The organism is Mycobacterium parascrofulaceum ATCC BAA-614, from assembly GCF_000164135.1.
GTDB lineage: Bacteria > Actinomycetota > Actinomycetes > Mycobacteriales > Mycobacteriaceae > Mycobacterium > Mycobacterium parascrofulaceum.
Map to the genome: position 1 here is coordinate 501,994 of NZ_GG770553.1, position 18,896 is coordinate 520,889.

Genomic DNA, 18,896 nt, shown 5'->3' on the forward strand with positions numbered 1-18,896 from the left:
GTCGTGTGAGCGCGAGAAGGTTCCGCACCGGTCACTAGTTGCCCACCTCACTCGTCCGGCGGCGCCCCGCCTCGATGTTGCCCAACGCCTCGGTCATGTGCGCGCCCACCTTGGCGATGATCGGCTCGTCGATGGCCTGGATGTGTTCCCCACCGATCGGCACGATCTCGAGGTCGGAGACGTACTCGCCCCAGCCGCCGTCCGGCTGGCGAACGGCATACCGCGGCTCGAACATGATCGCGTCGTCATGGTAGCGATCCGCCATGTAGAGGGTGACATGCCCGTCGTACGGCTGGATCTCGGCGGTGTCGATGGCGCGGTTGTCCAGGTACGACGTGCGCTGGTGCTCGATGATCCCGGCCGGGATCTGCACGCCGCTCTGGCTCACCGCCTCGAGCACGAACCGGATCTGGCCCTCGTCGTCCAGCTCCTCGAGCTGCTCGTACGGGATCTCCGGGATGGTGACGTTGAACGTCTTCTCGGCGAAGCGGGCGTAGCGGTCCCAGCGCTTGCGGATCTCCTCCTTGGTCTGCGGGACCTCCTCGCCCGCGCGGACCGCGTCGATCAGCCCGACCCACTGCACGTCCTTGCCCAGCCGCTTGAGCCCGATCGCGCAGGCGTAGGCGAGCACACCGCCCAGCGACCAGCCGGCCAGGATGTAGGGGCCGTCGCCCTGCATCTCGATCAGCTTCGGAAGGTACTGCGCCGCACGCTCTTCGATCGATCCTTCGACCCGCTCGAAGCCGTACATCGGGGTGTCCGGCGGCAGCCGGTTGAGCAACGGCTCGTACACGACGGTCGAACCGCCGGCCGGGTGGAACACGAACACCGGCGGCTTCGAGCTGCCCTCGGGCCGCGCGCGCAGCGTTCGGACGAACCCGTCGACCACGCCGGCCTCCAGGTACTGCCGCACCTTCTCGGCCAGGGCCTCGATGTTCTCCGACGTCGCGACGTCCTCGACGGTGATCGGGCCGTCGGCGCGCTCCGAGAGGCGCTGCGCCATCTTGGCGGCCTGCTCGTCGTCCAGCTTGGGCAGCGGGTTGAAGATGCCGCCCGGCGACTTGCCGGTGACGATCGCCCACGTCGCGAACGTCACCCGCTCGGCCGCGTCGCGCGGCGGCACGTCCGAGTTGAGCGCCGCGGCGACCGCCTGCTGGTTGAGCGCATCGGCGGCGCCGGCCGGGTCGGGTTTGGCCTGCGCGGCGCCATTGCCGTTGGGGCCCGACGGGTCGGTCGGTGGCGGCGGGATCGGAACTTCCGAGGCCGGCTGCGCCGGTTGCGTCTCCGGCTCGGCTTGTGGGTCCGGTGCGGGCGCGGCCACGGTGCCCGGCGTGGCGCCGCTCATCATCTCGGCCTGCATCCGGGCGATTTCCTCGGCCGACTGCGTCTTCTGGTACTCGTGCAGCTGCTCGACCTCGTCGCGGTGCTCGACCGCGTACTTGATCAGCTCCTCGATGTTGTAGAGGTTGGCGTCGCGCACCGCGGCCAACTGGATCGGCGGCAGGTCGAAGTCGTACTCGACGCGGTTCTTGATCCGCACCGCCATCAACGAGTCCAGTCCGAGCTCGATCAGCGGCACCTCCCACGGCAGGTCCTCGGGTTCGTAGCCCATGGCCGAGCCGACGATCAGTCCCAGGCGCTCCGCGACCGTCTCACCCGAGTCGGGGGACCACTTGCCCATGCTGGCCGAGAAGTAGCGGTTGGTCAGGCTGTCCGTCAGGGTTTCGGCCCCGGCCTCCTCGACGGGCGCCTCCGGCGCGGCGGTCGCCGTCCCGTTGGACGGAGCCGCGATCGCCGCGGCCGCGCCCACCGCGGACGGCAGGGCGACGACGCCCTCCCCGGCGCGGGTCACCAGCGCGTCGTACACCAGCGTGAAGGACTCGTCGATGCGGGCGTGCACCTGCACCGACGCGCCGCCCGGGTGCCGGGTCAGCGTCGTCACCAGCCGGGCGCCCTCGCCCGGCACCGCGCGCTGCTCGGCCGCCGCCAGCTGCGCGTCCGGAAGCACCTCGGCCGCGGCGGCTTTCACCAAGGCGGGCAGGTCCGTCAGGCCGCGGGGGTTGTACTCCCACACGTGGCGGCCGTCCGGCAGCGCGACGTGGTTGCCCGGCATCAGCACCGAGCTGCTGCCGTGCGCGAAGTGCACGTCCAGCCAGTGCTCCTTGCGCTTGAACCGGGTGGGCGGGATGTTCGCGTAATCGGCCGGCCCCGCGGCGCGGGTGAACAGCGTCCAGATGTCCAGGTCGTGCCCGTAGACGTAGAGCTGGGCCATGGTCGAGACCATCGACTCGACCTCGTCCTGCTTGCGGGCCAGCGTCGGGATGAGCTGGGCATCATGGAGACCAGCGCTGGCCGTCGTCAAACCCACCTGCATCAGCGCCACCGGGTTGGGCGCCAGCTCCAGGAAGGTGGTGTGGCCGCTGTCGACGGCGTTGCGGACGCCGTGGGTGAAGTAGACGCTGTGGCGCAGGCCCTTCTTCCAGTAGTCGACGTCGTGGATCGGCTCGGCGCCGGGCTTGATGTATGTGCCCTCGTGCACCGTCGAGTAGATGCCGACCGTCGGGCTAAGCGGCTGGATGCCCTGCAGCTCCGCGGCCAGCTCGCCGAGCAGCGGGTCCATCTGCTGGGTGTGGCTGGCGCCCTTGGTCTGGAACTTGCGGGCGAACTTGCCCTCCGACTCCGCGCGGGCGATGATCGCGTCCACCTGCTCGGGCGGGCCGCCGATCACGGTCTGGGTGGGGGCGGCGTAGACGCACACCTCCAGGTCCGGGAAGTCGGAGAACACCGTCTTGATCTCGTCGGCGGAGTACTCCACCAGCGCCATCAGCCGGATGTATTCGCCGAACAGCATCGCCTCGCCCTCGCCCATCAGGTGCGAGCGCGAGCAGATGGTCCGGGTGGCGTCGCGCAGCGACAGACCGCCGGCGAAGTACGCCGAGGCGGCCTCGCCCAGCGACTGCCCGACCACCGCGGCGGGCTTGGCCCCGTGGTGCTTGAGCAGCTCACCGAGCGCGATCTGGATCGCGAAGATGGTCACCTGGGTGGTCTCGATGCCGTAGTCCTGCGAGTCGTCCAGGATCAGCTCGAGTACCGAATAGCCCAGCTCGTCCTGGATCAGCGCGTCGACCTTCTCGATCCACTCGGCGAAGACCGCGTTGCGCAGGTACAGGCTCTTGCCCATCTTGCGGTGCTGCGCGCCGAAGCCGGCCAGCACCCACACGGGCCCGTTGGTCACCGGACCGTCGACGCTGAACACGCCCGGCCGCTGCTTGCCCTCCGCGACCGCGCGCAGACCCTTGACGGCCTCCGCGTGGTCGTGGGCCAGCACCACCGCGCGGGAGCGGCCGTGGTTGCGCCGCGACAGCGCCCGCCCGATCGACTCCAGCGACGACGCCTGCCCCTCGGGGCTTTCCATCCAGTCCGCCAGCTCGGCGGCCGCGGCCTTCTTGCGCGACGTCAAGAACGCCGAAACCACGAGCGGGATCAGGGGTTTGGTCGGCTCGGCTGCCTCCTGCGCCGCCAGCTCCTCGAGTGCGATCGCCTTGAGCCGCAGCGCCTCGTCGGTGACGCCCGGCAGTTCGGGCTCTTCCTCTTCGGGCACTTCGGGGTCGGGGATGATGTTGCCGAAGTCGTCGAACCGCAGCGCGTGGCTTTCCATGGTGGGGGCGTCGGCCGTTTCGGCGGCGGCTTCCGGGGCCGCCTGCGCTTCGGGCGCCGGCTCGGGCTCACGCTCGATGACGTCGCGCGGTAAGACCTCGCGCACCACCAGGTGCGCGTTGGCCCCACCGAAGCCGAAGCTGGACACCCCGGCCAGCGCGTAGCCGCCGTAGCGCGGCCAGTCGGCGGGCTGGTCGATCACCTTCAGGCGCATCGCGTCGAAGTCGATGTAGGGGCTGGGTCCGGCGAAGTTGATCGACGGCGGCAGCTTGTCGTGCTGCAAGGCCAGCACCACCTTGGCCAGGCTGGCCGCACCGGCCGCCGATTCCAGGTGGCCCACATTGGTTTTCACCGCACCCAGCAGCGCCGGTCGGTCGGCGGGCCGGCCCCGACCGACGACGCGGCCCAGCGCCTCGGCCTCGATCGGGTCGCCGAGGACGGTTCCGGTGCCGTGCGCCTCGATGTAGTCGACGGTGCGCGGGTCGATGCCGGCGTCCTTGTAGGCCCGGCGCAACACGTCGGCCTGGGCGTCCTGGTTGGGCGCGATCAGGCCGTTGGAGCGGCCGTCGTGGTTGACCGCGCTGCCCGCGATCACGGCGAGGATCTGGTCGCCGTCGCGGCGGGCGTCGTCGACCCGCTTGAGTACCAGCATGCCGCCGCCCTCGGAGCGGGTGTAGCCGTCGGCGTCCGAGGAGAACGACTTGATCCGGCCGTCGGGCGACAGCACCTGCCCGATCTCGTCGAAACCGAGGGTGACCACCGGGGTGATCAGCGCGTTGACGCCACCGGCGACGGCCACGTCGCACTCGCCGTTGCGCAGCGCCTGGACCGCTTGGTGGGCGGCCACCAGGGAGCTCGAGCAGGCCGTGTCGACCGCCACCGACGGGCCGCGGAAGTCATAGAAGTACGACACCCGGTTGGCGATGATCGACGTCGCGGTGCCGGTGATCGCGTAGGGGTGCGCGATGGTCGGGTCGGACACCGCCAGGAAGCTGTAGTCGTTGTTGGAGACGCCGACGTACACGCCGACGGACCCGCCGCGCAGGCTCGACGCGGGGATGCGCGCGTGCTCGAGCGCCTCCCAGGTGAGCTCCAGCGCCATCCGCTGCTGCGGGTCGATGTTGTCGGCCTCGGTCTTGGCCACCGCGAAGAACTCGGAGTCGAACCCCTTGATGTCCTTCAGGTAGCCACCGCGGGTGCGGGCCTTCGCCATCCGCTCGGCCAGCCGCGGCTCCTCCAGGAACTCCGCCCAGCGGCCCTCGGGCAGGTCGGTGATGGCGTCGCGGCCCTCCATCAGCGCCTGCCACGTCTCGTCGGGGGTGTTCATGTCGCCGGGCAACCGGGTCGACAGGCCGACGATCGCGATGTCGACGCGCTCGGCCGGGCCGTTGCGCGTCCAGTCCGAGACGTCGTCGCCCGACGTGTCGATCTCGGGCTCGCCCTCGATGATCCGCGTGGCGAGCGACTCGATGGTCGGATGCTGGAAGGCCACCGCGACGGACAGGGTGACACCGGTCATGTCCTCGATGTCGGCGGCCATCGCCACGGCGTCGCGCGACGACAGACCCAGCTCCACCATCGGGACCGACTCGTCGACGTCGTCCGGTGACTTGCCGACGGCCCGGCCCACCCAGTTGCGCAGCCATTCGCGCATCTCCGGGACCGTCAAGTCGGTCTTCTTGGCGGGGACGTCGCCGTCGGTGTTCTCTGGGTTCTCGGAAGGATCAGTGTCAGCCATAGTTTTCGTGAATTCAGTCGGTCGAGCTGGCGAATGCGGTCGGCGAGCCGACACCGCTGCGCAGGCTGCCGTCGAGGTAGGCGGCGCGGCACGCGCGGCGGCCGATCTTGCCGCTGGAGGTGCGCGGGATGGTGCCCGCCTGCACCAGCAGCAGGTCGCGGATGGTGACCCCGTGCCGCACGGCGATGGCCGCGCGGATCTCGTCGGCGATGGGCTGGTAGTCGAGCTTGTGCGTGCCGGGGGCGCGCTCGGCGACGATCACCAGCTGCTCGGAGCTGTCCTCGGGGTCGTGCTTGAGGCCGGTGTGCGGATTGTCGAACACCACCTGGGGCAGCTCGTTGGCCGGGACCGAGAACGCGGCCACGTAGCCGGTGCGCAGCGCGCGGCTGGCTTCCTGCGCCGAGTACTCGAGGTCCTGCGGGTAGTGGTTGCGGCCGTCGATGATGACCAGGTCCTTGATGCGGCCCGCGATATAGAGGTGCCCGTTGTGGTACGTGCCGTAGTCGCCGGTGCGGACCCACAGCCCGTCGTCCTCGGCGCCCTCGGCGTGCGACTTGCTGATGCGCGACTTGAGGATGTTCTTGAAGGTCTCCTGGGTCTCCGCCTCCTTGCCCCAGTAGCCGAGGCCGAGGTTCTTCCCGTGCAGCCAGATCTCGCCGATCTGGTCGTCCGGCAGTTCGGTGGCCGTGTCGGGGTCGACGATGACGGCCCACTCGTCGACACCGATGACGCCCGCGGAGACCTGCGCGACGGCGTTCGGCGCGTCGGCGGGCACCTCGACGAAGCGTTGCTTGTTCAGCTCGTCGCGATCGACGTGGATGACCGTGGGCGCCTCGTCCATCGGCGTGGTAGAGACGAACAGCGTCGCCTCGGCCAGGCCATAGGAGGGCTTGACCGCCGTTTCCCGCAGCCCGTACGGCGCGAACGCCTCGTAGAACTTGCGCATCGACGCCGGGGACACCGGCTCGCTGCCGTTCAGGATCCCCTTGACGTTGCTCAGGTCCAGGGGCGGCTCACCCTCCTTGGGGACGCCGCGCACCGCGGCGTGCTCGAAGGCGAAGTTGGGGGCGACGGTGAACAGTTCCGAACCCGGTTCGTCGTCGGGCTTGCGCGCCATCTCGCGGATCCACCGCCCGGGGCGGCGCACGAACGCGGCCGGCGTCATGAAGGTGAAGTTGTGGCCCAGAACCGGGGACAGCAGCGCCGTGATCAGGCCCATGTCGTGGAAGAACGGCAGCCAGGACAGGCCGCGGTCGCCTTCCTTGCCCTCCAGCCCGTTGAGCACCTGCAAGACGTTGGTGGGCAGGTTCAGGTGGCTGATCATCACGCCGGTCGGGGTCCGGGTGGAACCGGACGTGTACTGCAGGTAGGCGATGGTGTTCTCGTCGGCCTCGGGCTCCACCCAGGTGGAGGCCACCTCGGTGGGCACGGCGTCGACGGCGATCACCCGGGGCCGCTCGTTGGCGGAGCGGGCGCGGATGAACTTGCGCACCCCTTCGGCGGCCTCGGTGGTGGTCAGGATCGTCGAGGGGGTGCAGTCGTCGAGCACGGCGTGCAGGCGGCCGACGTGGCCCGGCTCGCCCGGGTCGAACAGCGGGACCGCGATCCGGCCGGCGTAGAGCGCCCCGAAAAAGGCGATCAGGTAGTCCAGGTTCTGCGGGCACAGGATGGCGATGCGATCACCGGGTTGGGTGACCTGCTGCAGGCGGGCGCCGACGGCGCGGTTGCGGGCACTGAAGTCGCGCCAGACGATGTCGCGGTACACACCGTCCCGTTCGGTGGAGTAGTCGATGAACCGATAGGCCAGCTTGTCGCCGCGAACCCTCGCCCACTTCTCAACGTGCTTGACCAGGTTGGTGTTGTCCGGGAACCTGATCTTTCCATTCACGATGAACGGGTTGTGGTACGGCATTCCGCTCTCCTGTCACACCTGTTTTAGGCCGGCGTTACGCCGACGTGTTGTCCTTCGGTCGGCCAGGCCGACGGCTTCCATTTCTAGCGGGCCAGTCCTCGCGCGGCGCCGCGGGCGCCGGCACCTTGCTCATCCCAAGCCGGCTTCCACCAGGATCGGGCCCGCAACAAAGTGTTATAGCTCTTAAATTCCTCTTAATGTTAAGGGGCGGCCCGCAGCACACCAAATCACAAGGTACCGCTGATCTGCACCGGCAACGGGCTCCTGACGGCTGTGTCCCGCTCCCGGTCATCCGTGTTTGGGATATGGCGCGTTGGTGATCAGCCCTCGAGCCCAGTTCAACGTCCAATCGGTCGCCGTCTGCCCGTCGGCGTTCCAGAACTGCGGCGTCGCGTACAGCGCGTGGATGGGCTGCCCGCCATTACCGGCCAGGGTGTTGAGCGTGCTGGGCAGGTTCGCCACGCTGAACGCCTCCTGCGGCGCGGCGCAGATGAGGTCGCCCGGTGCGCAGATCTCGTTGGTCTTGCCGTCGAGCGCGCCGAACCCGCCCGGCCGCGCACCGGTCATGGTCAGGCCCAGATCGGACAGCACGGGCACTTCGTGCAACGTGATCTCGGCGCCCTGCCCCGGCGGGTTGGGGCCGATGTCGTTGCCCACCCCGGGCTGACGCCGGCCATCGGCGATCAACGTCACACCGAGCACCAGGTCGTCGTCGACGGGTCCGCGGCCGTTGCCGATGTCGCTGGCGATGTCGCCGGCGATCACCGCGCCCTGCGAGAAGCCCATCAGCACGTAGCTCGTCAGGGGGCACTTGGCGTTCATGTCCGTCATCGCCTGAACCGTCGCGCGGGTGCCCTCGGCCCGGCTTGCGTTGTAGGACATCTGCGTGTCGCCGCTGAGCGGGTTGTGGAACTGCGCGGTGTAGGGCGTGGTGTACTCCTGCACCCGAGAGGCGGGGAACTCCTGAGTGATCGCCGCCGTCACCTTGTGCAGCAGCGCGTTGGGGAATTGCACCGGGTTTGCCGGGTCGTCCTGCGGGGCCGACTCCCAGGTGCCGGGGACGTTGACCAACTGGACGTCCGGACACGACGCGTCCTGGGTGGCGGGCCGCGGCTTGTGCGGGTGGGTGGTCGTCGAGGGCGGCGGCAGCACACCGGGCGGCACCGCGCTGGGCGGCGCCTCGCGGCCGCGCAACAAAACCACCACGGCGACGATGACCAACAACACCACACCCGCCATCGTGAGGGCGGCGGTCCAGGCGAGGACTCGGTGGCGCTTGCGCCGGGCGTTGGTGGCCATGTTCTCCCGCTAGCAGAGTCGTGGATCGCAGCGAAGCGGTCCTCCCGACCCCTGCCGCATCCCTACACGGTACCGGCTTGCCCGACTGGTTCGGCCCGGCAGCGACCCGCTACCGACCCCGTTACGGAACATGGCGCCGACCCGCCACGCCCGGCTACGCCGCGCTCGCGATCGCCGCTAAACATGGCGCCGAGCTACCGAATGGCGCCCACGATGTCGCCCGACATCGCCCCCAACTGCCCCGACCACGAGCCCCACCCGTTGTCGCCGCCGCCCGGGAAGTCGAAGTGGCCGTTGTGGCCGCCCACGCTGCGGTACTGCTGGTAGAACATCCGGCTGTTGCCCATCGCCTCGCCGGCCTGGCCGATCATCGCGGCGTCGTCGCCGCCCATGTTCGTCGGGCTGTAGACCCACACGCGGGTGTTGTTCTGCGCCAGCAGCGATGCGTGCACGTAGGGGTCGTGCCACTTCCACCGGCCCAGCTGCGGGGCGCCCCACATCCCGTTGCCGTCCACGCCGCCGTACTGCTGCAGGCCGGCCAGGATCGCGCCGTTCGTCGTGGTGTTCGACGGGTACAGGAACCCGGACATCGATCCGGCGAAGCCGAAGCGGTCGGGGTGGAAGGCGGCCAGCGCCATCGCGGCGTAGCCCCCCTGCGAGGCGCCGACGGCGGCGTGACCGCCGGGCGCCAGGCCCTTGTTGGCGGCCAGCCAGTTGGGCAGCTCGCTGGACAGGAAGGTGTCCCACTGCTTGCTGCCGTCCTGCTCCCAGTTGGTGTACATGCTCCACGCCCCGCCCGCGGGCGCCACCACCGAGATCCCCTTACCGCCCAGGGTGTTCATCGCGTTGCCCGCGGTGACCCAGTTGCTGACGTCCGGGGCCGCGTTGAAGGCGTCCAGCAGATATACCGCGTGCGGACCGCCGGCCAGGAAGGCCACCGGGATGTCGCGGCCCATCGCCGCCGAGGGCACCATCAGGCTCTCGTAACCGGCCGCCCGGGCCTTCCCCGCCGGCCCGCCCGTGGCCGTCACACCGATCAAGCCGACGGCCAGCGCGGCGACGAAGAACACCCGAAGAAGCGCTGACATACCCCGCACGACCCTCATGTCCACCCTCCATCGTCTAGTCGATGCCTGCACATTAGCCAGCGCCGTAGTTCCCCCGGCCGCCGGGTAGTGAAACAAATCACACACCAAAACGACCGACGGCGGAAACCCCGAAGGGTTTCCGCCGCCGATCGCGTCGTTCTGTGGGCTTAGGTGCCCTGGCCGGTGCCGTTGGAAGCGCCGTTGGAAGCGTCAGCGGCAGCGGCCGTGGCCGGGCCGGCGCCCGGCGTGGCGCCCAGCGTCGACTGCAGTTCAGGCTTCATCGCCTGCAGCTGCGCGCCCCAGTAGGGCCAGTCGTGGGTGCCGTTGGCGTCGAAGTTGAAGATCGCGTTGTGGCCACCGGCCGCGTTGTACGCGTCCTGGAACTTCAGGTTGGAGGTCCGCACGAAGCCCTCGAGGAACTTGGCGGGCAGGTTGTCGCCACCGAGGTCGGACGGCTTACCGTTACCGCAGTAGATCCAGATCCGGGTGTTGTTGGCGACGAGCTTGCCGACCTGCAGCGACGGGTCGTTGCGGGCCCACGCCGGGTCCTCCTTGGGGCCCCACATGTCGGCGGCCTTGTAGCCACCGGCGTCGCCCATGGCCAGCCCGATCAGCGACGGGCCCATCCCCTGGGACGGGTCGAGCAGAGCGGACAGCGAACCGGCGTAGATGAACTGCTGCGGGTGATAGGCGGCCAGGATCAGCGCCGACGATCCGGCCATCGACAGCCCGACCACCGCGCTGCCGGTCGGCTTGACCTGCTTCTGCGACGACAGGTACTCGGGCAGCTCGCTGGTCAGGAAGGTCTCCCACTTGTAGGTGACGCAGCCGGCCTTACCGCAGGCGGGCTTGTACCAGTCCGAGTAGAAGCTGGACTGGCCGCCGACCGGCATGACCGTCGAGATGCCCGACTGGTTGTACCACTCGAACGCCGGGGTGTTGATGTCCCAGCCGTTGAAGTCGTCCTGCGCGCGCATGCCGTCGAGCAGGTAGAGCGCGGGCGAGTTGGGGCCACCGCTTTCGAACTGAACCTTGATATCGCGGCCCATCCCCGCGGAGGGAACCTGCAGGTATTCCACCGGCAGACCGGGGCGCGAGAAGGCACCAGCGGTCGCCGAGCCCCCCACGGCGCCAATCAGGCCCGAGAGCAGCGCCGCGCCGGCGGCCGCCACCCCGAGCCGCCGCGGCATACCGGCCACGGCGCCGCGAAACCTGTCGACAAGCGTCATCCTTGCTTCCTCATCCTTCTCGGCGCGCCCAACAACCTGGCGCGTCATGTTTTGGGTCGTACTGCATGCGATCTCCGCGCAGCAGTGCCGTTGTAGTCAACCACACCTCCAGCCGTCGGGTCGCATCGAGGCGGTCCCGCAAAGCGCCGATCGGCCCCCGCAACCCTGGCATTCCAGGCCGGGCGCTGGCGCCGAATGCGGCGTTTTCGCATGTGCTTGAGCGTGATTGCCAGCAGGTGAAGGCCCAAATGTGAAGTTGCTGGCAATTTCTCGTGAACGGTGGCTCGTGATCATTTCGAGATTGGTCCAAAATTCCTCTGCCGGAGGATTACTCGCGGGGGCGCGGCGGCGGCCCTTCGGGCACCGGCAGCCCACACCGGGCGAGCTCGTAGCGCGGCACTCGATCGATCCGGTACTTGGTGAATTCATAGGAATGCAGGAAGTTGGAAAGGAATCGGTGCGGGGTCATCGGGGCGCGCACCGAACTGAGCACGGCCTGGGTTTCCGGGCAGCGCAGCGCCGCAACCGCCTCCGCCACCCATTGCTCGTCCAGGTATCCCGGGATACCGGGATACACCTTCACCCACGGCCCTTCCGCGATCGCCCAATCCGGAAAGAGGTTCTTGTCGTGGCCGATGCGGCCGTGCTGTAGCCGTTCCGTGTGCTGCGCAAGCGGATTCGCCAGCCCGATCTGATCGATCACCCGCACATCGAGCCCGACGTTCATGCCCACCATGCCGAGATTGGTGAAAAACACTGTGTGCTGCGGCTTTTGGGGTGGTTGATCCGGGCCCGGCCGCGCCTGCGGCACCAGGTCCCACTGGATGTAGTTGCCCGACGGCAGCAGCAACGCGCCGTCCGGGGTGTTGTCGAGCGCGGTCAGGATGGCCGCCATCCGGGGATAGCCCAGGTAGTCGGCGGCGGTCAGGGGGTGCGCGTGCCCGGTGGCCTGCGCGTAGAAGCGTCGCTCGTCGACGATCCCGGAGTAGGTTACGTGGGTGGCGTCGTCGCCCATGCCCGGTGAATTCGCCGCCCACAGCGACCAGCCGGCCACACTCAGCCAGAGCGCGCCGGCCGCGCCGGCCACCCAATACCCCGTCTCCCGCGAATAGTCCTGGCCGTCCGGGATGGCCACCGGGATGACCGCGACCGGGGCCAGCAAGCAAAACAGCGGGGCCAGCAGCACCCGCCCGTGCATGAAGTCGCCACCCTGGCGGATCCAGTAGAGCGCCTGCACCAGCCCGCTCACCAGAACGAAGGCCACGACGGCCGGCGGGCTCTGCACCCCGCGGGCCACCCGGCCGTAGTCGGGCGACAGCGCGGGACGCAGGAAGGACGGCCGGCGGCGCGCGGCCAGCAGCAGGACACCCAGCGGCACGAGTAGCACCACCGGCACCCACACCGCGTAGGGCGCGTCGAAGTTCGAGAGGTAGATCATGCCCTGGGACCACTTGTCGCCGGCCGCGTCCTTGGCCAGCGCGGTCCCGGGCACCAGCAGGCCGTAATAGCCCATCCGGAAGATTTCGTAGCCGACCGGCAGCAATCCCCCCGCCACCACGACCAGCACCCGGCGCCGCCACGTCCGCGCGGCGATCAGCATCATGATCAGCGCCAGCCCGCCCATCAGGGCCAGGTCGGGCCGCACCAGGACGCTGAAGCCGGCCACGAACGCCAACGCACCGAGGAAGAGCCTGCGATCCGGCCGGTTTCGCACCGGCTGCGCCCAGCAGACCATCATCCACCACAGCAGCCCGAGATAGGCCAGCGTCAGCCCGCTCTCCAGACCCGAGGTGGCGAAGTCACGCGCGGGCGGCAGGGAGATGTAGACCAGCGCCCCGGCGGGCAGCATGACGGCCCTGCGGCCCCGCAGGCTCGGCGCGTACAGCCGGGCGGCCCCCAGCATCAGCAGCGCCACGCCCAGCACCGAGAGCGTCAGGGCCAGCGCCAGCGCGACGTATTCCATGCGCATCGGCCCGCCCACCCAGCTGCCCAGGTACATCAGGTAGGTCCACGCCGTCGACGTGTTGGCCTCCACCCGCTCGCCCTCGTTGAAGACCGGGCCGTTGCCGGCGAGCAGGTTGCGCACCGTACGCAACACGATCAGCCCGTCGTCGGCGATCCAGCGCCGTTGCCAGGCGCCCCAGCCGAAGAGGACGGCGACCACCGCCACGCTGATCCACAGGCTGACCCGCACCATCCTGGTGTACGGGAAGACCGGCCAGCCCAACCGCCTCACGACCGGCCGGGTGCGCATCATCCGCGCTTTGAGGGCCTGCAGTTCGGAGCTAGCCGAAGGCAACGGCGGCTCCAAGCGTCGCAATCCACGCTAGAAAAAGCAGCTGCAGCACTCGGTCGCGCAGCGCGATGTCCTCGGGCTCGCCGGCCAGCCCGCCGTCGACGTCGACGGCGTAGCGCAGGATCGCGATGGTGAACGGGACCATCGACACCGCGAACCACGATCCGGAGTGGCGGTCACGCTCGAACGCCCACAACCCGTAGCACAGCACCACCGCGGTGGCCGACATGGTCCAGACAAACCGCAGATAGGTGCTGGTGTAGCTCTCCAGGGACTTGCGGATCGCGGCGCCGGTGCGCTCGGCGACCTGCAGCTCCGCGTAGCGCTTGCCGGCCACCATGAACAGCGATGCGAACGCCGCCGAGAGCAAAAACCATTGCGAGAGCGGGATGCCGGTGGCGGCGCCCCCCGCGATCGCCCGCAGCAAGTACGCCGACGACACGATGCAAATGTCCATTACCGCCTGGTGCTTGAGGCCGAAGCAGTACGCCAGCTGCATGCTGAGGTAGACGGCCATCACCACCGCCAGGTCGGGTGTCAGCCACCAGGCAAGCGCCAGCGACGCCACCCCGAGGACCACCGCGAGGGTGTAGGCCAGCCATTCGGGCACCACGCCGGCCGCGATCGGCCGGAATCTCTTGGTGGGATGCTCGCGGTCGGCGTCGACGTCGCGCACGTCGTTGACCAGGTATATCGACGACGCCGCCAAGCAGAACACCACGAACGCCACAGACACCTTGGTCAGCACGTCGGCATAGTTGTAGTGCACCGGGCCGCCCAACGCGGCCAGCGGCGCGGCGAGCACCAGGACGTTCTTCACCCACTGCCGCGGGCGGATCGCCTTGATAACCCCGGCCACCACGTTGCCCGAGGGCCCCGTCACCACGTCCTCACTCATTCGGTCAGACCTTCCGTGCCCGGCCCTCGAGCCGAACGGCGATTCGCGCGACGGTGGCGCCGAGGGCGATGCCGCAGGCCACGTCGCTGGGATAGTGCACGCCCAGCAGCATCCGCGACAGCGCCATCGGGGGAATCAGCAGGGCGGGCAGCGGCCAACCGGTGATCCGGCCCATCAGGATCGCCGCGGCCGTCGTCGAGGTGGCGTGCGCCGACGGGAAACTCAGCTGGCTGGGGGTGCCGACGTTCACCGCGACCGCCGGATCGTGCGGCCGCTTGCGCCGCACCACCCGCTTGACCACCACGGCGGCGGCATGCGCGGCGAACGCGCCGGCGCCGGCGACCAGCCAATCCAGGGCCCGCTTCGGCATCAGCAGCGCGCCCAGCGCCGCCACGGCCAGCCAGCCGATACTGTGCTCACCGAAATGCGACAGGCCGCGCGCCGCCGCCAGCACCCCCGGACGGTCGGCCAGGGCCGACTGCACGGCCACCAGCGCGGCCACCTCGCCGCTCGGGGCAGTCGAAGCGGTGGCTTCAGGCATGCTCGCGTTCGGCGTGCGCGGGCAGCAGCGCCGTCTCCCACTTCTGCTTGCTGGACAACACCGGTAACGCGTCGCGGTAGGTCTTGCGCATCTCGTCGAACCGGCTCGCCAGCCGGCGCTGCCGGCGCAGCGAGGCGAACAGCAACTGGAACATCTTGCGCCGATCGCGTTGCCGGTACACCACCCCGCACCCGTCGGCCGTCGTGACGGTGACGCCGTCGACCGTGCACAGCCGGAACCAGCGGGCGTCCTGGGTGGGCACGTTGAACTCCGGGCGCCGGTGGGCTTCGGGATCGGCCCTGGTCGCGTTGTGCGCGATGCCCCGGACCAGCCGGTAACCGATCGACAGCGGATTCACCGGCGGCTTCATCGCCCTGGTCTTGTTCGACGGCGGCGGCAGTTCGCTCGCCGCCGGCAGCACCACCGCGTCCGGGTATTCCTTACGCAGCCGATGCACCTCGGGCAGCGCGGATTCCAGGATCGAGAAGATGTGCTCCGGGCCGGCCAGGAAGTCGTCGATGGCCTTGTTCTGGATCGCCACGGTTGAATACTCAAGGCAGGCAAGGTGTTTGAGTGTCGCCTTGAGGTGGCTGCGCACCAGCCCGGTGACATCGCCGTCCCAGTGCATCGCGGCGACCACCAGCCGGTTGCGCAGATGGAAGTAGGCCTGCCAGTCGATGGCGTCGTCCTTGTCGCTCCAGGCCATGTGCCAGATCGCCGCGCCGGGCAGCGTGACGGTCGGATAGCCGTGCTCGCCGGCGCGCAGGCCGTATTCGGCGTCGTCCCACTTGATGAACAGGGGTAGCGGCTGGCCCAGCTCCTCGGCGACCTGCCGCGGGATCATGCACGTCCACCAGCCGTTGAAGTCGACGTCGATGCGCCGGTGCAGCAGCGCGCTGCGAGAACTCTTGTCGTTCAACGGGAATTCGGCGAAGTCGTGGTCGTACTCGGCATGCGGCGCGGCGGTCCACATGAAGTTCGACTGGTTGACCACCTCGCCCATGATGTGCAGGTGCGACGGCTCCTGCAGGTTGAGCATCTGACCGCCGATGAGCATCGGCGCCTTGGCGAACCGGTGCAGCGCCAGCACCCGCAAAATCGAGTCCGGTTCGATGCGGATGTCGTCGTCCATGAACAGAATCTGTTGGCAGTCGGTGTTTTTCAGCGCCTCGTACATCACTCGGCTGTAGCCGCCGGAACCACCCAGGTTGGGTTGGTCGTGGATGGACAGCCGGTTGCCCAGGCCCGCGGCCGCGGCCGAGAAGTCGGGGTGGTCGCGCACCTTGCGGACGCCCTGGTCGGGGACGATCACCGCGCCGATCACCTCGTCCACCAACGGGTCCGCGGTGAGGTCGGCCAGCGCGTTGACGCAGTCGGCGGGCCGGTTGAACGTGGGGATGCCGACCGCGATGTTGGCCGTGCCCGGGGCGGGCTCGGTCGCATACCAGCCACCGCTCACCAGGGTGACCGCCGTGTCGGTGGTGACGTCGAACCAGATCCAGCCGCCGTCCTCGAACGGCTTGAGCGCCACCTCGATCTCGACGACGGCCGGCTGCTCGTCGGTGCCGACGAATTGGCGGCCCTCCACCGAGATTCGCACCCCGGTGGCCTTCGTCCGATACACGTCGACGCGCCCGGTTCCGGTCAGCTCCACCCGCAGAACCACCGACGCGCAGATCGACCAGCGTCGCCAGTAGCTGGCCGGGAACGCGTTGAAGTAGGTGGCGAACGAGACCTCGGACTCCTTGCCGATCTCCAGCGAGGTGCGGCTGGTCGCGTGCGCGCGCCGTGCGTTGGTGGTCGATTCCTCCAGGTACAGCTTGCGCACGTCGAGCGGCTCGCCCGGACGCGGCAGGATGATTCTGGAAAGCAGGCTTACAGCAGTCATTTGGCGCCCCCCGCACCTTCGTCCACGAGCGCTGTGCCCTCGCGCAGGTGCGGCGCGAGGGTGTTGTCGTACATGTTCAATGCGCTGGCTATCGCCATGTGCATATCCAGGTATTGGTAGGTGCCCAGCCGGCCGCCGAAAAGGACGTTGGACGACGCGGTTTCGGCCTTCGCACGTGCGCGGTACGCGGCCAGCAGCGCGCGGTCGGCCTCGGTGTTGATCGGATAGTAGGGCTCGTCGTCGTCCTCGGCGAACCGCGAGAACTCACGCATGATGACCGTCTTGTCGGTCGGGTAGTCCCGCTCCAGGTGGAAGTGGCGGAACTCGTGGATGCGGGTGTACGGGACGTCGAGATCGTTGTAGTTCATCACCGGCGTACCCTGGAAGTCGCCGATGGGCAGCACCTCGACCTCGAAATCCAGTGTGCGCCAACCCAGTCGGCCCTCGGCGTAGTCGAAGTAGCGGTCCAGCGGGCCGGTGTAGACCACGGGCGCCGACGGCGACTCCTCACGTAGCCGGTCGCGCACGTCGAACCAGTCGGTGTTCAGCCTGACCTCGATGCGCTCGTCGGCGGCCATGTTCTGCAGCCAGGCCGTGTACCCGTCGACCGGCAGGCCCTCGTAGGTGTCGCTGAAGTACCGGTTGTCGAAGGTGTAGCGCACCGGCAGCCGGGTGATGTTGGCGGCCGGCAGCTCCTTGGGGTCGGTCTGCCATTGCTTGGCGGTGTAGCCCTTGACGAACGCCTCGTACAACGGCCGCCCGATCAGCGAGATCGCCTTCTCCTCCAGGTTCTGCGCGTCCTCGGTGTTGATTTCGGCGGCCTGCTCGGCGATCAGCCGCCGGGCCTCGTCCGGCGTGAAGTATCTGCCGAAGAACTGCGCCACCAAACCGAGGCCCATCGGGAACTGGTAGGCCTGCCCGTTGTGCATCGCGAACACCCGGTGCCGGTAGTCGGTGAACTCGGTGAACTGCCGCACGTAGTCCCAGACCCTCTTATTAGAGGTGTGGAACAGGTGGGCGCCGTACTTGTGGACCTCGATGCCGGTCTGCGGCTCGGCCTCGGAGTAGGCGTTGCCACCGATGTGCGGGCGGCGTTCCACCACGAGCACGCGCTTCCCGAGTTGGGTAGCCACGCGCTCGGCAATGGTCAGGCCGAAAAATCCGGAGCCGACGACGAGGAGGTCGAAACGAGCGGTCATCGGTTGCTTAGGGTATCCGACCGCGTCGGCCTAACCCATTTGGCGAGGCCAGGGAGTCCGGTTCGGTCGCGTTCGGGCACCTCGGCCCGGCGATCACAGCCGGGGTCGCAATTGCCTCACGATTCAATATCACCACTCTAGTCACATCAATCTCACTCGTACCATCAGTTCTGTGTGGTTCTCGCCAGCCAGGACCGGTAGGCCGCACCGACACAACACAGTTGACGATTGAGTTGTCCAGATTGAGGAGACTTCCGTGCCGAACCGACGCCGACGCAAGCTTTCGACAGCCATGAGCGCGGTCGCCGCCCTGGCAGTGGCGAGTCCGTGCGCATACTTCCTGGTCTACGAGTCGACGGCCGGCACCAAGCCGCCCGAGCACCACGACTTCAAGCAGGCGGCCGTGATGACCGACCTGCCCGGCGAGCTGATGGGCGCCCTGTCGCAAGGGCTCTCGCAGTTCGGGATCAACCTGCCTCCGGTGCCCGCGCTGAGCGGGGGTGCGACCGGCACTCCCGGGCTGACCAGCCCCGGCCTGGGCACTCCCGGCCTGGGCACGCCGGGACTCGGGACGCCGGGACTCGGGACGCCGGGACTCACCAGTCCGGGCTTGACCAGCCCCGGCCTCACCAGCCCCGGCCTGACCAGCCCCGGTCTGACCAGCCCCGGCTTGACGAGCCCGGGCCTGGCACCCACGACGCCGGGGCTCACCGCGCCCGGCGCGCTGCCGACCACCCCGGGTGCCGGCGTGGCGACCCCGGGCGCCGGGCTCAACCCGGCGCTGTCCAACCCCGGGCTGACCAGCCCGGCCGGGATCGCCCCCGGCCTGACCAGTCCGACGGCCGGCGGTGAGGTGCCGATCACCGCCCCGGCCAGCCTGGACCCGGGCGTCGACGGGACCTATCCGATCCTCGGTGACCCGTCGTCCTTCGGACCCACGTCACCGATCGGTGGCGGCACCGGCCTCGGCGGCGGCAGCGGTAGCTCCGGCGGCGGCGGTCTCGTCAACGACGTGATGCAGGCCGCCAACCAACTGGGCGCCGGGCAGGCCATCGACCTGCTCAAGGGCCTGGTGATGCCGGCGATCACGCAGGGCATGCAGCAGGGCGCCGCCGGTGCGCTGCCGGGTGCCCTGCCGGGCGCGGCCGGTG

Annotated in this window: 11 protein-coding genes; 1 reads left to right on the forward strand and 10 read right to left on the reverse strand. The window is 69.1% G+C overall.

Going from position 1 to position 18,896, the window contains the following annotated elements; translation table 11 throughout:
* Positions 1-34 precede the first annotated feature (34 nt).
* The 10 genes from pks13 to glf form a co-directional block, all read right to left on the reverse strand.
* Positions 35-5,395: a polyketide synthase Pks13 gene (gene pks13, locus HMPREF0591_RS02515; protein ID WP_007166822.1), complete on the reverse strand. Its 5,361-nt coding sequence runs from the start codon at positions 5,393-5,395 to the stop codon at positions 35-37.
* Between the two features lie 13 nt (positions 5,396-5,408).
* The gene (fadD32, locus tag HMPREF0591_RS02520) at positions 5,409-7,307 is read right to left on the reverse strand and encodes a long-chain-fatty-acid--AMP ligase FadD32 (RefSeq protein ID WP_007166823.1); all 1,899 of its coding nucleotides are present in this window, start codon (positions 7,305-7,307) and stop codon (positions 5,409-5,411) included.
* A gap of 288 nt (positions 7,308-7,595) precedes the next feature.
* Positions 7,596-8,606, reverse strand: coding sequence for a carboxylesterase Culp6 (culp6, locus tag HMPREF0591_RS02525; protein WP_007166824.1), 1,011 nt, complete (start codon positions 8,604-8,606; stop codon positions 7,596-7,598).
* 194 nt (positions 8,607-8,800) lie between these two features.
* Positions 8,801-9,703 (reverse strand): esterase family protein, encoded by a 903-nt coding sequence (locus tag HMPREF0591_RS02530; protein WP_040621695.1) that lies wholly within the window; start codon positions 9,701-9,703, stop codon positions 8,801-8,803.
* Positions 9,704-9,861: 158 nt separating this feature from the next.
* Complete coding sequence (gene ag85A / locus HMPREF0591_RS02535) at positions 9,862-10,923, reverse strand: diacylglycerol acyltransferase/mycolyltransferase Ag85A (RefSeq protein WP_040620959.1); 1,062 nt, start codon at positions 10,921-10,923, stop codon at positions 9,862-9,864.
* A 328-nt stretch (positions 10,924-11,251) separates the two neighbouring features.
* Positions 11,252-13,222, reverse strand: coding sequence for a terminal beta-(1->2)-arabinofuranosyltransferase (gene aftB / locus HMPREF0591_RS02540; protein WP_279626948.1), 1,971 nt, complete (start codon positions 13,220-13,222; stop codon positions 11,252-11,254).
* On the reverse strand, positions 13,209-14,117 hold the full coding sequence (locus HMPREF0591_RS02545; protein ID WP_007166828.1) for a decaprenyl-phosphate phosphoribosyltransferase: 909 nt from the start codon (positions 14,115-14,117) through the stop codon (positions 13,209-13,211). The genes aftB and HMPREF0591_RS02545 overlap by 14 nt, the downstream gene beginning before the upstream one ends.
* Positions 14,118-14,121: 4 nt before the next feature.
* On the reverse strand, positions 14,122-14,658 hold the full coding sequence (locus tag HMPREF0591_RS02550; protein WP_007166829.1) for a phosphatase PAP2 family protein: 537 nt from the start codon (positions 14,656-14,658) through the stop codon (positions 14,122-14,124).
* Positions 14,651-16,546 (reverse strand): glycosyltransferase, encoded by a 1,896-nt coding sequence (locus tag HMPREF0591_RS02555; RefSeq protein ID WP_007166830.1) that lies wholly within the window; start codon positions 16,544-16,546, stop codon positions 14,651-14,653. The genes HMPREF0591_RS02550 and HMPREF0591_RS02555 overlap by 8 nt, the downstream gene beginning before the upstream one ends.
* Positions 16,543-17,745: a UDP-galactopyranose mutase gene (gene glf / locus HMPREF0591_RS02560; RefSeq protein ID WP_007166831.1), complete on the reverse strand. Its 1,203-nt coding sequence runs from the start codon at positions 17,743-17,745 to the stop codon at positions 16,543-16,545. Before glf ends, HMPREF0591_RS02555 begins: the two co-directional genes overlap by 4 nt.
* A gap of 256 nt (positions 17,746-18,001) precedes the next feature.
* On the opposite strand from glf, the gene HMPREF0591_RS02565 reads away from it, so the two are divergent.
* Positions 18,002-18,896: PirG (locus HMPREF0591_RS02565; RefSeq protein WP_085981511.1), on the forward strand; the 895-nt coding region annotated here is incomplete at its 3' end.